Raw genomic sequence first — 13,830 nt, forward strand, 5'->3', positions numbered from 1 at the left:
TACGCACTTTTATTTTTAAAAGAGGTTCGCAAGGCCCATCATAACGACCTGACTGCTCATCACAAGCAATAGCAAGTGAACAATAATTTCAAATAGGATGACCGTGTAAAATTGATCGAAGCCCGCCATTGGTTGGCGGATTAAACTCACAACAATCGCCATGTTCAACCAGAGATAACTCAACACCAGTAAGATGACAACTAACCACAGCGCCATCAAGCCAGCCACAAAAGTAACCAACAAGGCCGCCATCGTTAATAATAAAACAAAACTCCCGTAAGCACTGATTTCAGTTAGATAACGATCAAAACGCAATTTTTTTTGTTTTAAAAGATACCGTTTCAGTAAGTACCCGGTTCCTACCAGAACTAATAAGCCACCCAGTTGGATTAAAAAGAGGCGTAATTCAAGCGGCCATAAAGCCACTGGCTGGCGTAAGATAACTTGCGTGCCCGTGACACCAGCTACGGCACCGACTTGTTCGGACCAGCCCGCCATCAATAAACTAATCGTCGCCGTATTAACCAGCAATAAGATGGCAAAAGTTACCCAGCCAAATTGGGGATTAACCCACCGCCATGGTGTTTGTAGCGGTTGCCGCCAACTCGCCTGTAAAAATTGGTGATACTTGAGTGGTGTTGATTTGGCTTGAGTCGTTTCGTGATTGATTGAAGCCGCACCGCAATTTGGACACTGCTGCAGCTTGCGACCATATTTAATATGACATTGTGGACATTCTAGCATAGTCTTGCCTCCTGATAATCCTATTCTAATCGAAAAAGCACCCAAAACAAAATAAAAATTGTTTGGGTGCTTTTAGATTCTTAACGGACAACCATTACTGAGCTAGGGGCATATTTAGATAAGTAGCTCGCATGCGTGCCGATTAAGTGTTTTGAAGGTTTTGTTTTTGAACCACAGATGACAAGATCTGGTTTGAATTCAGGAATGATTTCTTCGACAATCACGTGACCCGGATTGCCTTCACCAAGAATTGGTGTCACTTCTTGCACACCGAATTCTTGCGCCTTTTGAACGAAAATATCTAGGTCCGCGGCAATTTCTTCCCGTCGTTTAGCGACCACGTTTGGTGAGAGTGATTGATAGATATTTAAATCGCCAGTTTCTAAGATGCTGACAATCCCCATTGGAATTTGGTACATCTTAGCGACAGTACAAGCGTAATTAAAAGCCCGTTTTGACGATGTTGGATCATCATCATCAATCGCGATTAATAATTTTTGGTAGTGCATTGAAGTGACTTCAATGTTTAAAGGTTGTTTTTCTGTCATTTTAAGGACTCCTTTATTTTTCGATGACGAGTGCTTCTTTGGTATGCACAAGTTGGGTAATCAATTGGTTAACGGGCGTTGGGATGCCACGTTCTTGACCCTTGCGCGCAACGTAGCCGTTTAAGTAGTCAATTTCAGTTAAACGATGGTGTTGGATTAAATCTTGGTGCATTGATGGATAATGTTCACCAGCTTGGGTGGGATCAAATAATTGATCGATATGCGCAATCGTTGTTGGCACATCCAAATCAACCGCTTCGGTCGCTGCCACTGCTGAAAATTCAGCCACAATCGAAGCCAGTAATGAGTTGACCTGACTCGTCCGACCGAGTTGGGCAATATTACAATCCAATAAAGCACAGAGGCTATTCAAGGTGCCGTTCACACAAGCTTTGCGCCAAATTGAAAATAAAACATCAGCACTATAGGTCGCATGTAATCCTGCAGCACTCAACATCGCGACTAATTCTTCAGCAGCACCTTTAGCTTCTGGCGCCACGTTTTGAAGTTCAACACTGCCGGAACCACTAAGGCTAATTTCACCGGGACCGGTTAAACCAGCAGTCCACAACGTAATGCCGACGAAAATATTATGTTTAGGTAAGTAGCGTTCGATTGTTTCGGGATGACCCAGGCCATTTAATAAACAAACGACCTTCGTCTTCTCACCAATCAGCGGTTTAATCGATTGGAGCATCGCCCCTAGTTGCATCGATTTTGTGAAGATGATAATCACATCTTGAACGTCTTTAATCGCTGTGGGTAAGGCTGCTGGAATCTGAACGTGTTGCACGTCTTGCCCCGCAATCGCCACCGTTAAACCCTTGGTATTAATTGCCTGAACATGTTCGACCCAGTTGTCTAGTAAGACGACATCGTTCCCGGCTGCTTGTAGCATGTAGCCAAAACGGCTGCCCATTGCACCAGAACCGGCAATTGCAATTTTTGTCATTTATTCAACAGCTCCTCAACTCTTATTTACTGTTTAATCATGCCATATTTTCTGCTTTTTTTCACTAGAAACCGCTTAATTTAATATAAATAAAAAAAGAGTGTGCTATCAGTCGGGGATATCCTGAGGATTAACAAAGAATGGTGAATGATTGCACCAGCAATCGTTTGCCATTCGACGTTAACCACAAGGATATGACTGATAGCACACGTTTAGCAACTATCGGGGATTAAAAAAGTTGGGCCAAAAGTGATTTTTGGTCCAACTCCGTTTGTATGCTATTGATTTGCTTGCCAGTTCGCAATATTTTGAGCAGCAAGTGCCAAACTCAAGACAGCATCCTTAGAAAGGTCCGCTTGAATGAGGTTATGTTTAACAGTAGCCGCAACAGCGCCAATCACGGCTAAGCCGTAAGTGAGGACTTCTAAGTCGCGTTTCACTAAGTATTGATCTTCATAAACAGCTTCGTGACTGTATTCAAAGTTAACTTTGTTATCGGCTAAAATGCCATCAACGTGGGTTACCATGATCCGGTCAGTAACATCCATCAATAATTTACGGTCATCTGATAAGGTTAATTTATGGTCTGATTCGGATTGATAGTAAGTTTCTTCTGTAATATCCAAGTATTTTTCAACTGGATTATTCAAAACACCAAAACCATCTAATACTGCAAAAATTTCTGAAACATTGAGGCTAACTTTACGATCAATAATTGCCGTCATGTTTTCTTCTAACCAATCCGCTAATTGGCGAACGTTATCTTGTGCCATTTTTGTGTACTCCTTTAAATTATCTAAAATAGACTTTTAATCTTCCCTATCATCATACACCATCCGCGATTTAAGGGACAGTCTATCCCTTCAGATGCTGGGGATGATCGTCGATTAAACCCGCACCTTGCAAGTAAGAATAAACTGTCACTGGCCCAACGAATTGGAAGCCTCGCCGCTTCATATCCCGGCTCACTGCAACCGATAATGCTGATTGTGCAGGGATGTCTGCCCACGTTTTTGGTCGATTAACGATTGGTTACCCGTCAACAAAATCCCATAAATATTGATTAAAACTACCCAATTCTCGTTGAATCGCTAAAACAACTTGCGCGTTATTCACCGTTGCTGCCAGTTTGCGCCGGTTACGGATGATCGCTGGATTTTGTAATAAGTGATCAATATCAGCAACCGTCATTTGCGCGACTTTTTGAATCTCAAACTGGTAAAAAGCAGTCCTAAAAGCCGCCCGTTTTGCCAGCACCGTTTGCCAACTCAAACCCGCTTGGTAGGTTTCCAAACACAATAGTTCAAATAAGCGCTGGTCATCATGTTCCGGTTGGCCCCATTCTTGTTCGTAGTAGGTTAACAGCTCTGCTGTCGCATTCATCCAATTATCGCTTGCCATTATTCATCAACCCCTTTTCACTAAAGTACGTTAAAAAGCCACGACAACTTGTGCTGTCATGGCTTTTTTGATTACTTAAAATTATTTTTTGTAGGGATTGTTATTGACGTCAGTCTTCACAATCAACACGTCACAAACCGCTGTCCGGTTAACGTATTCTGTGACAGAACCCATTAACATCCGTTCAACAGCGTTCAAACCGGTTGAACCCATCATGATTAAATCGGTTTTGTATTCTGATGGGAAATCACGTGCGATGACATTCTTCGGATTGCCAAAACGGACGTGAATTTCAACGTCCATCAAATTATCATTGGTTTGAATATCATATTTCAAACTATTGAGATAATTTTGTGCGTCTTCTGAGATTTGGAAAATAGCATCTCCAGAAAGCATGCCGCTATAACTCCCTGCATATTGTTTCGTATCTAATACATTTAAAATATCTACTTGAGCGTGATTCATCTTAGCCACTTGAACTGCCTTGTTAAGGGCTAATTCAGCTTCTTCGGAACCATCAACTGGTACTAATATTCTCTTATATTCTTGAACCATGCTGTTCATCTCACTTTCTCTTTATGCACAATGTCACAATGATACTACATTAAGAATATACCGCTTTCGCGGACAATTCAAGCAAAAAGAATAGCGTTTTCTTAAGTGTACCCTTTAAAAATAATCCTTCTTCTTCAGCCACCAGCCAACCAAGGCACTCACAATTCCCGATAAGCCCAATAGCAGGATAAACCCCTTGCCACTATGCGTTAGCGGCACCGGCACATTCATCCCCCAGAAACCACCAATAATGGTGGGGACTGTTAAAACAATCGAAATCGACGTCAACGTCTTCATGATGTTATTCAAACGATTGGAAATGATATCTGATAATAAATCACTTAATTGTTCCAACAAAGCCCGATAAGTCGTAATCGCCTTATCTGATTTAGCAAACTGTAAATCGATGCGGTAAAGACGATCTTTTTGATCAGCCACTTCTTCAAATAACGCCGCCTCTTTAATCTGCGGTAAGCTCTGCTGATTACTTTTTAAACCCAAATCCAAGTAAACGACACTCTTTTTAAGTGCTTTGAGTGCGTATAAAATTTGATTCCGCGTCGAAATATGAACGTTTTTCTCCAATTGATGAATCTGTTGGGCAACCACGTCTAAAGCGGTCAAATAACGCTGGTAAATCAATGAAATACTCTGTAACACAATGCTCTCAACCTGTTGATCAGTCCCCGTAATGCGTTGCATCTCGGCCACCAATTCACGTTGTTGGTGCCCAACTGTCAGTAAGGTTTGCCCACTGATGATAAATGAAAACGGCCGCGTAATATATTCAGCATGCTTCTCGGAATCATGGGTTTTAACCGGTACTAACAAGCAAATATGACTGAGCGTTTCACCCGTTTCCGTCGTAAACGTTTCATACCGAGCCACTTCATTGATATCTTGGGCGACCTCAAACAACATGCGTGGCAAATGGTACTTCCGCGCAAAATGCTGCATCTCATGCTTGCTAGGATCTTCAAAATGAATCCAATTAGCCGCTTTTTCCGAGCGGTTTTCGTGGATCTCACCAGTCGTTTGTAATTCGAAATAAGTAATCATTTATCCGTCTCCGCCCTTTTCTTCTTATCATACGAGCTTTCCCACTCGCTTGACAAGTAACAGTCATGCCAATAGTAAATATGCTACAATAAATCTATGAGAAAATAGGGAGGTTTTAAAGATGACACAACGGATTTTACCACTCGAAAAAGGCCATAACTTTAGAGAATTAGGTGGCTATCAAACGACTGATGGCCGCACGCTTAAATGGCATAAATTACTACGTTCAGCCAACTTAGCCCACCTGACCGATGCGGATTTAAACTATCTTGATCAATACGGTTTGCGCTATGATATTGACTTGCGTTCTGAAGATGAAAAAGCCAAAGCACCCGATCGACTACCCGCTAATGCGACTTACGAATTCCTCCCTGTTTTTGCCGTCGATGAAACTGCCAATTCAGCGAGTCAGGATGAACTCTATCAACTCTTCAGCAAGGACCCACTCAGCGGCCACACCCGGATGCAAAAGGTTTATGACAACTTGATTAATCAGCCCCATTCTAAGCAAGCTTACCGCCGCTTTTTTGAATTACTGCTCGCCAACGATCAAGATCATCAAACAACCCTTTTCCACTGTACGGCTGGCAAAGATCGGACCGGCATGGCCGCTGTCTTCTTACTCAGTGCCCTTAATGTGCCCGCAGAGACGATCCAAGCTGATTACTTGCTCACTAACCTCGCATCGGCTGATTTTGTGCAGAAGTCCTTACAGCGCCTCCAACAAAAGACGGCCGATCAAGGCATTTACCAAAGCGTTCAATCCTTATTGACCGTTCACTTGGATTATCTCCAAACCGCCCAAATGGCGATTCGCCAAGAATCCGGCACAATTCAAAATTACCTCAAGACTGAATTACAACTAACCAATCATGATTTAACTGACTTACAAAAAATTTACTTAATGTAACCGAAACAAATAAGGAGTCCCATTATGCCAACTTTAAAAGAACAAGTCATCGCGGCCAGTCGAGAAATTGGCATCGATAAAATTGGCTTTACCTCAGCGGCGCCTTTTGACTATTTAGAGGCCAGCTTAATCGAACAAAAGAAAAATGGCCATTCCAGCGGGTTTGAACACAAAGTACTGGAAGAACGCCTCTATCCTGAATTGATTTTCGACCAACCCAAATCAATTATCGCCATCGCGCTTGCTTATCCAACCAAGATTCACAATAAACCCGCCAGAACAGGTGCCAAACGCGGTAGTTTTGCACGGGCTTCTTGGGGCATTGATTACCACGATATCTTACGAGACAAGATGGCCCAATTAATCGACGCGATTAAAGAACTTGCCGATGAGGATGATGAAGTCACTTTCAAACCAATGGTCGATACGGGCGAATTGAGTGACGTCGCCGTTGCACAACGTGCCGGCCTTGGTTTTATCGGCCTCAACGGATTATTGATTACCCCTGAATTCGGGTCTTTCGTCTATCTCGGCGAAATCATTACCAATATTCCGTTTGAACCTGATACCCCTATGGCCAACCAATGTGGCAGCTGTACCCGCTGTATCGATTATTGTCCGCCTAGCGCCCTATTAGGTGACGGTCGGTTAAATGCGACACGCTGTCTTTCTTATCAAACCCAAACAAAGGGTTTTATGCCGGAAGAATACCGGCCTAAAATCCGGAGCGTGATTTATGGCTGCGATATTTGCCAACAAGTTTGTCCTTTTAATAAAGGCAAGGACTTCCACTTCCATCCTGACATGGAACCCGATCCAGAAGTAGTGATGCCAGAGTTACAACCATTGCTAACAATCAGCAATAAAGAATTCAAAGTTAAATTCGGCCACTTATCTGGTTCATGGCGGGGCAAAAAGCCAATTCAGCGCAACGCCATTATCGCGCTTGCCAACGTCAAAGACCGAACCGCGATTCCACAGTTATTGCAATTAATCGATAACGATCCCCGCCCCGTTATTCGCGGGACTGCGGCGTGGGCACTAGGCCAATTGGTCAGAGACGTCACGCCGGAGATGTTAGACTTCTTGCAACAAGCCGCTGACAAAGAAGAAGAGCCTGAAGCCCAAGTCGAGTTTCACAAAGCATTATTAATTCTCAATGAACGTTTTGAAGAGAGGTAGGCGCCTTAGCACATGCAAAATAAGCAACAACAGACGCAACTCACCCAACCATTGATTCTTTTGATGGCTTTTATCACGGGTGTTGCGGTTTCTAATTTATATTATATTCAGCCGATTCAATCCCTGGTAGCCCAAACTTTCCACGTTAATACTGGCGCCATTGGCACGGTCGCGATGTTAACACAAGTCGGCTATGCCCTCGGTTTATTACTAATCGTCCCTTTTGGCGATGTGATGAGTCGTTACCATTTAATCATTCGGATGCTGATTTTATCGCTACTATCCTTGTTAGTTGCCTTTTTAGCGCCGAACTTCATCTTATTCGCACTTTCCGGCTTACTGATTGGCTTAACCTCAGTCGTTCCACAAATTATCATTCCCTATGCGGCTGTTCTAGCGGCACCCCAAAAACGTGGTGCCGTCCTTGGGACGATTTTAAGCGGCCTCTTAATGGGCGTTTTACTCTCCCGGAGTTTCAGTGGCATTATCAGTAGCTACGTCAATTGGCGTTGGGTTTACCTTTTAGCCGTCATTGCGATTGGCTGTCTGATTATCTTAGCGGCCATCAAATTACCTAAGGATACACGCCCTAAAAATGGCCCTAGCTATTGGCAAACCATCAGTTCTCTACCTGGTTTAGTACGCGCCCAGCCACTTTTACGTGAGGCGGCCATTAACGGCTTCTTCATGTTTGGGACCCTCAGCATCTTTTGGTCGACACTGGTCTTTTACATGGCAAGTCCTGCTTATCATCTTGGCAGTGGCACCGTTGGTTTATTAGCCATTCTTGGTGCAGCCGGTGCGCTTGCAGCCCCTGTGATTGGCCGCTTTGCCGATCAAAAGACGCCGCGGTTTATTATCGCGGTGGGCCTCTTAATGATGACTGGCAGCTACCTCTTATTCCTTTTCTGGGGCCAGTATTTGCCCGTCTTGATGCTCGGGATCGTTTTATTAGATGTTGGTAATCAGTGTGGTCAGGTGTCCAACCAAACGCGGGTCCAAGCCTTAGGCGAAGCGACCAGCAGTCGTAATAACACGGTCTTCATGTTTGCCTACTTCATTGGTGGGGCTTCCGGCTCATTTTTCGGCGCTCTTGCTTGGAGTCTCGGTGGTTGGGCAGCTGTTTGTTATCTAGCGCTTGGCTTTCAAATCGCCGCCTTGCTTGTTCATTTTGTACTCTACCGGCCCAAAGCAGCACGCTAAGGTTCTGACTCACGCTAGTGTTTCCCAAAATGTTATAATAAGGTTAACCAATCAAATTTGGCTTATTAATTCACAATAAGGAAGGTGTCTATTATGAAATTATATCAAGCTCTAACACAAGTAACGCTCAACGCGCAGATGGTTGATGATTTAGCTGGCTTTCAAATTAAACCAATCTTGGAAAAACCGTTAAACTTCGATCCAACCGACTTGTATCATTACATCGACACAACCTTAAAAGCTGGTTCACGCCACGATGAAAATAATCTGCTATTTGTGACCGATGCGATTTTTATTACTGAAAACTTTAATTTTAAAGGTACTGTTTTTGAAGCCTATGCACAGAGCTTCGAAGAACGCGTTACCCTTGCCCACCAAATTGTGGCTGACTTAAACCGCCACGTCTCAGTCAATATCGACTTAGCAAAACATGAATTCCAATTAGTCTTTGTCGATTAATCACTACTAGGGAACCTCTGGCATACATTGTCAGGGGTTCTTTTATCACGTTATTTAGAAAGAAGTCCTATTTTTGCCAAATGCTCAGCGCCAAAACAGCGCCCTCTACAAATTGACACGCCCGGCTAATCAACTCACTGCCGAGCAACAGCAACTCAAAGCCGCGATTATCCAATTTTGTGAACAAAACCGTGATGCGGACCACGCCACCTTCTTAATTCAAGGCGCCGCCGGAACCGGTAAAAGTGTCATTTTAAACAGCGTCTTCTCAACGCTCCAAGAACTTGCGCGTAAAACGCCGACTTCTCCGCTGTACCAAACCAACAACAAATTATTGGTTAATCATCCAGAAATGTTGAAACTCTACCAAAATAACGTTCAACCAACTAACGCGCTCTTGAAAAAGGATTTTCAACGCCCGACAACCTTTATCAACCAAGCCATCAAACAGGAGACCCGCGCCGATATTGTTTTAGTCGATGAAGCGCACCTCTTATTAACGCACAGCGATCCTTATAATCACTTCAGACAGGATAATCAGTTGGATGAGATTCGTAGGCACAGTCGGATCACGATTCTAATTTTTGATGAACAACAGGTTCTCAAGGTCAAAAGTTATTGGCAGCAACAACAGCTTCTCACTAAACTCCAAACCGGGCCCTACGAATTAGCACAGCTACACCATCAATTCCGAATTCAAGCAAATCCCTCGGTTGAATCTTGGTTACAAGCCTTTCACAAAATGCAAATCGAGGCCTTGCCCCAAGATCCGCATTTTGAATTCAAAATTTTTGCAGACGCAGCCCAACTATACGCCGCTATTCGTCAACGTAATCAAGACAGTGGTTTGGCCCGGTTACTGGCGACCTATGATTTTCCAGCAACACTCAATGATCCGCACGACCATTACGTAACTGCCCCGCATTTCAAATTACGCTGGGATCGGTATCAACCCACCGCCAAGACTTATTGGGCGGAACGTGAAGATAGTATTGATGAAGTCGGCTCTGTTTACACGATTCAAGGCTTCGATTTAAACTATGCCGGCGTCATTTTAGGCCCGTCAATTGGCTATGACCCAGCACAAGATTGCCTACTGATTAAACCGGAATACTATGAGGATCAAGCGGCTTTTGCCGGTGCCAATCGCTTTGATAATCCGACTCAGATTAAGACCCAAATCATCCTCAATAGTCTCTACGTCTTGATGAGCCGGGCGCGCAACGGACTTTACCTCTACGCCCTCGATCCCGCTTTACAAAAACGCTTATTAGCGTTACAAACGGCAACATTTCCCGGGCAATAAAAAGCACTTTCCTACTCAAAAATAGACCAAAAGTGTAAAATTGACCCTGTAATCAATTCAGTTCAAAAAGGAGTGTTTTTTAGATGACAACATTAATAACAACTTATACGTTAGCAAACGGCGTTCAAATCCCCGTACTCGGCTTTGGGACTTGGCAAACACCAGATGGCGACACAGCCATTAAATCAGTTAAGGCAGCACTTGAAGCGGGTTACCGTCACATCGATACTGCCCAAGCTTACCAAAACGAAGCCAGCGTCGGCACTGCCATCCAAGAAAGTGGCGTTGCACGCCAGGATCTCTTTTTAACAACTAAAATTTGGAACGCTAATCACAGTTATGATTTAACAATGCAATCTTTCGAAGAATCACTTCAAAAATTGCAAACCGACTATGTCGATTTATTATTGATTCACTGGCCTAACCCAATTGATTTCCGCGATAATTGGGAAGCAGCCAATGCTGAAACTTGGCGAGCAATGGAAGAACTCTACAATGCCGGTAAAGCCAAAGCAATTGGTGTCAGCAACTTCCGCGCACACCACTTAGAAGCCTTGAAAAAGACCGCTAAGGTGCAACCAATGGTGAACCAAATCTTCTTAGCCCCTGGTGAATTGGAAGCTGAGACGGTGCAATACTCACGCGATAACGGTATGTTATTAGAAGCTTACAGCCCTCTTGGTACTGGTAAGATTTTTGATGTGCCAGAAATGAAGACCCTCGCTGCTAAATACCAACGCTCAATTCCACAAATCGCATTGCGCTGGTCATTGCAACACGGTTTCTTACCATTACCAAAATCAGTTCACGCCAACTACATTCAAGAAAATACGCAACTATTTGACTTCGAATTAACACCTGAAGATATGCAAACTATCGATCAACTCGATGGTGTTGTTGGTAAAGCCAAAGATCCTGATACAGCAACATTCTAAAGATACTCTCTCTAAAGAGCAGCCGCGTGAATTGCCACGTCGTTTGCTCTTTTTATATGAACAGCCTTTAATTGAAAAATGTAGTTTACAAAATTTAGTTTACCTCCACCATTAATTATGGTATTTTCATTATGATATATCAGAAAATCAGACTTATGACCGACGTTATTTACCGTTGAAGGTCTGAAAATGGTAAGATAGCATTATTGATTTAAGAAATGGGGAATTATATTGTCAAGTGGTCAGATATTTACCAATCTGTTCGTCATGCTCGTTACCTTCTTTCTAGCAGCTTTTTTCGTTGCTGCAGAATTCGCACTCGTTCAAACACGTCCCAGTGCCCTAGAAGATGCGATTCATTCCGGAAATGGTAGTCCTAAAAAATTAAAACTCGCCCTTAAGATGACTCAAAATCTCAATGAGTATCTTTCAACCACGCAAGTTGGGGTCAGTGTTGCGGGGATTATCTTAGGGTGGATTGGTGAATCAACTGTCGAAACAGTGTTAGTTGATTTATTAGGCTTGACGCATCTTGTCTCTGAGAGCGGCCTGCACATTATCGGCGCAGTAGCCGGTGTTTTAGTCCTAACCTATTTAGAAGTTGTCTTCACTGAAATTGTACCGAAGAATATCAGTATCGATATCCCAATGCAGATGTTAATGGCCGTGGCTAAGCCACTTCATTACTGTCACATCATTTTCTACCCATTTGTCTGGTTACTAAATGTTTCCGCAAACGGCGTTGTTAAACTGATCGGTTTTGCACCTGCTGACGAAAGTAGCGATGTTTTATCACAAGCTGAAATCATTAGCCTTTCTAAAAACGCCGTAACCGGTGGTGAATTGGATCGTAACGATTTAGTTTACATGCAGCGGGCCTTTGATTTTAACGATCGAATTGCCAAAGACGTGATGGTCGATCGGACCAGTTTATACGTCGTCGACATTACCGATACCGTCAAAGACGTTGTTAAGGATTATCTCCAACAAGGCTTTAGTCGCTTCCCAGTGGTCGCTGAAAATGATAAAGATAAAATTCTCGGTTACGTCTACGCCTACGACTTGGTGCGCCAAGCACAAGTCGATGATTCAATCCGCGTTAGCAAATTACTCCGCTCAATCATCTCTGTTCCCGAAACAACACCCATCCATAGTTTATTAACGCAAATGATTAATAAACAAACACCGATTGTGGTCGTTGTTGACGAATACGGTGGGACGAGTGGGATTGTCACCGATAAAGATATTTACGAAGAATTATTCGGGACTGTCAAAGATGAAATCGATGACGTTTCGGATGAATATATCATCAAAGAAGATGACAACCGTTATCGCGTTAGCGGTAAAACAACGCTTTACGATTTTGAACGCTTCTTCAAGGCAGACATTGAAGCCTTCGAAGCATCAGATAGCGTAACCGTTGCCGGTTATGTCTTGGAAAACTTCACTGACTTACATCAAGATTCCGTTGTTTCAATTGACCGCTTCGATTTAACGGTCGCTGAATTTAACCGCGGTTACATTGATTGGTTTGAAGTTTCCGTCAATCCACAACGTGCAGATACAACACTTTAAAAGTCAAAAAAGGCGTCGACATAATTGTCGACGCCTTTTTAATCGCTTTAATTTAGAACATCGCGGCCCCAAATAATGCCCATCACCTTTTCACCAGTGTGGACCCCCACAACTGGTCCGATATGACTGGTTTCAATTGGCATCCCTGGGAATTTGGTCGTCAGCGTCTCAACCCACTGCGCACTTTCTACTGGATTATTCCCGTCGATCACGCACGCGCGAATCGGATAATCAGCAGCGGCCACGGCTGCTTCAAAATCCGTTAACACTTTTTGAAAGGCCCGTTTTTTCGTCCGTTCCTTGGTCAACGCAACAATTTTGCCAGCTGTATCGAAACTTAAAATTGGTTTGATCCGTAATAAGTTTCCGACAAAAGCGGCCCCGTTAGAAATCCGTCCGGTGCGCATCAGATGGCTCAAATCATCGACGACGAAGTAAACGCCGATTGTCTCCCGCAAAGCAGCCAATTTAGGCATGATGGTTTCAGCGTGTTCGCCTTGGGCCACTAACCGCGCTGCTTCTAATGCTAGGAAAGCTTCGCCAGCACTCGTGACTTTCGAATCAAATGGATAAACCGTAATACCTTCGACTTGGCGAGCATAAGCTTGCAGGTTATTGATAAAACTCGTAATCCCACTCGATAAATGAATACAAATGACTTCATCGAAACCATCTTCGATCAGTTGGTCAAAAATCATCTGCATTTGCCCCATCGTAATTTGAGACGTAGTTGGTAACTTATCGGTGGTGCGCATTTTTTCATAAAATTCAGTGGTTGAAATTTCAATATTTTCTAAATAAGTTTGTTGGCCAAAAATTACCGTAATCGGTACAACGATGATTTGATTGGCTTGCGCAACCTGAGGATCAAGGTAAGCGGCGCTATCTGTTACAATTGCCGTTTTCATGTAAGACTCCTTTGTAACACTATTTCTTGCCATTATCCCACCTTAATCCTGAAATAACAAGCAAGCAAAAAGCGGTGTCGCTTCTGGACACCG

The 13,830-nt window shown here is 43.4% G+C and carries 14 protein-coding genes and 1 pseudogene; 7 read left to right on the forward strand and 8 right to left on the reverse strand.

Annotation, left to right across the window (positions count from 1 at the left end):
- Positions 1-15 precede the first annotated feature (15 nt).
- From ACPBEH_RS07560 to ACPBEH_RS07590, 7 genes and pseudogenes are all read right to left on the reverse strand, one after another.
- Entirely contained in the window at positions 16-744 is a 729-nt protein-coding gene (locus ACPBEH_RS07560; RefSeq protein WP_424348783.1) for a hypothetical protein, read from the reverse strand.
- An 80-nt stretch (positions 745-824) separates the two neighbouring features.
- Positions 825-1,292 (reverse strand): universal stress protein, encoded by a 468-nt coding sequence (locus ACPBEH_RS07565; protein ID WP_016264340.1) that lies wholly within the window; start codon positions 1,290-1,292, stop codon positions 825-827.
- A 13-nt stretch (positions 1,293-1,305) separates the two neighbouring features.
- Complete coding sequence (locus ACPBEH_RS07570) at positions 1,306-2,244, reverse strand: 2-dehydropantoate 2-reductase (RefSeq protein WP_011373756.1); 939 nt, start codon at positions 2,242-2,244, stop codon at positions 1,306-1,308.
- Between the two features lie 278 nt (positions 2,245-2,522).
- Positions 2,523-3,017 carry a hypothetical protein gene (locus ACPBEH_RS07575; RefSeq protein ID WP_424348784.1) on the reverse strand — a complete coding sequence of 165 codons (495 nt, stop codon included), beginning with the start codon at positions 3,015-3,017 and terminating at the stop codon, positions 2,523-2,525.
- An 82-nt stretch (positions 3,018-3,099) separates the two neighbouring features.
- Positions 3,100-3,645 (reverse strand): annotated as a pseudogene (locus ACPBEH_RS07580) (DNA-3-methyladenine glycosylase I).
- 81 nt (positions 3,646-3,726) lie between these two features.
- Entirely contained in the window at positions 3,727-4,200 is a 474-nt protein-coding gene (locus tag ACPBEH_RS07585) for a universal stress protein (RefSeq protein WP_280103385.1), read from the reverse strand.
- Positions 4,201-4,314: 114 nt separating this feature from the next.
- A complete protein-coding gene (locus ACPBEH_RS07590) occupies positions 4,315-5,259 on the reverse strand; it encodes a magnesium transporter CorA family protein (protein ID WP_424348785.1) in 945 nt (314 codons plus the stop codon).
- 121 nt (positions 5,260-5,380) lie between these two features.
- On the opposite strand from ACPBEH_RS07590, the gene ACPBEH_RS07595 reads away from it, so the two are divergent.
- From ACPBEH_RS07595 to ACPBEH_RS07625, 7 genes are all read left to right on the forward strand, one after another.
- Positions 5,381-6,169 (forward strand): tyrosine-protein phosphatase, encoded by a 789-nt coding sequence (locus tag ACPBEH_RS07595; RefSeq protein WP_016264336.1) that lies wholly within the window; start codon positions 5,381-5,383, stop codon positions 6,167-6,169.
- A 24-nt stretch (positions 6,170-6,193) separates the two neighbouring features.
- Positions 6,194-7,351 (forward strand): tRNA epoxyqueuosine(34) reductase QueG, encoded by a 1,158-nt coding sequence (gene queG, locus ACPBEH_RS07600; protein WP_424348786.1) that lies wholly within the window; start codon positions 6,194-6,196, stop codon positions 7,349-7,351.
- A gap of 12 nt (positions 7,352-7,363) precedes the next feature.
- Positions 7,364-8,554 (forward strand): MFS transporter, encoded by a 1,191-nt coding sequence (locus ACPBEH_RS07605; RefSeq protein WP_424348787.1) that lies wholly within the window; start codon positions 7,364-7,366, stop codon positions 8,552-8,554.
- A 93-nt stretch (positions 8,555-8,647) separates the two neighbouring features.
- On the forward strand, positions 8,648-9,013 hold the full coding sequence (locus ACPBEH_RS07610; RefSeq protein WP_011373748.1) for a hypothetical protein: 366 nt from the start codon (positions 8,648-8,650) through the stop codon (positions 9,011-9,013).
- Positions 9,014-9,086: 73 nt separating this feature from the next.
- Positions 9,087-10,319 carry a DUF2075 domain-containing protein gene (locus ACPBEH_RS07615; RefSeq protein ID WP_424348788.1) on the forward strand — a complete coding sequence of 411 codons (1,233 nt, stop codon included), beginning with the start codon at positions 9,087-9,089 and terminating at the stop codon, positions 10,317-10,319.
- A gap of 83 nt (positions 10,320-10,402) precedes the next feature.
- Entirely contained in the window at positions 10,403-11,254 is an 852-nt protein-coding gene (locus ACPBEH_RS07620) for an aldo/keto reductase (RefSeq protein WP_424348789.1), read from the forward strand.
- Positions 11,255-11,485: 231 nt separating this feature from the next.
- Positions 11,486-12,829, forward strand: a complete 1,344-nt coding sequence (locus tag ACPBEH_RS07625) for a hemolysin family protein (protein ID WP_424348790.1) — start codon at positions 11,486-11,488, stop codon at positions 12,827-12,829.
- Between the two features lie 47 nt (positions 12,830-12,876).
- On the opposite strand, the gene ACPBEH_RS07630 is transcribed toward ACPBEH_RS07625, so the two are convergent.
- Complete coding sequence (locus ACPBEH_RS07630; protein ID WP_424348791.1) at positions 12,877-13,737, reverse strand: DegV family protein; 861 nt, start codon at positions 13,735-13,737, stop codon at positions 12,877-12,879.
- Between the last annotated feature and the right edge of the window lie 93 nt (positions 13,738-13,830).

It is taken from the genome of Latilactobacillus parasakei, assembly GCF_049674265.1.
GTDB lineage: Bacteria > Bacillota > Bacilli > Lactobacillales > Lactobacillaceae > Latilactobacillus > Latilactobacillus sakei.

Excerpts from the sequence above, each read along its gene's own strand:
- ACPBEH_RS07560 (WP_424348783.1), bottom strand. The coding sequence starts at position 744 with ATGCTAGAATGTCCACAATGTCATATTAAATATGGTCGCAAGCTGCAG.
- ACPBEH_RS07565 (WP_016264340.1), bottom strand. The coding sequence starts at position 1,292 with ATGACAGAAAAACAACCTTTAAACATTGAAGTCACTTCAATGCACTAC.
- ACPBEH_RS07570 (WP_011373756.1), bottom strand. The coding sequence starts at position 2,244 with ATGACAAAAATTGCAATTGCCGGTTCTGGTGCAATGGGCAGCCGTTTT.
- ACPBEH_RS07575 (WP_424348784.1), bottom strand. The coding sequence starts at position 3,017 with ATGGCACAAGATAACGTTCGCCAATTAGCGGATTGGTTAGAAGAAAAC.
- ACPBEH_RS07585 (WP_280103385.1), bottom strand. The coding sequence starts at position 4,200 with ATGGTTCAAGAATATAAGAGAATATTAGTACCAGTTGATGGTTCCGAA.
- ACPBEH_RS07590 (WP_424348785.1), bottom strand. The coding sequence starts at position 5,259 with ATGATTACTTATTTCGAATTACAAACGACTGGTGAGATCCACGAAAAC.
- ACPBEH_RS07595 (WP_016264336.1), top strand. The coding sequence starts at position 5,381 with ATGACACAACGGATTTTACCACTCGAAAAAGGCCATAACTTTAGAGAA.
- queG (WP_424348786.1), top strand. The coding sequence starts at position 6,194 with ATGCCAACTTTAAAAGAACAAGTCATCGCGGCCAGTCGAGAAATTGGC.
- ACPBEH_RS07605 (WP_424348787.1), top strand. The coding sequence starts at position 7,364 with ATGCAAAATAAGCAACAACAGACGCAACTCACCCAACCATTGATTCTT.
- ACPBEH_RS07610 (WP_011373748.1), top strand. The coding sequence starts at position 8,648 with ATGAAATTATATCAAGCTCTAACACAAGTAACGCTCAACGCGCAGATG.
- ACPBEH_RS07620 (WP_424348789.1), top strand. The coding sequence starts at position 10,403 with ATGACAACATTAATAACAACTTATACGTTAGCAAACGGCGTTCAAATC.
- ACPBEH_RS07630 (WP_424348791.1), bottom strand. The coding sequence starts at position 13,737 with ATGAAAACGGCAATTGTAACAGATAGCGCCGCTTACCTTGATCCTCAG.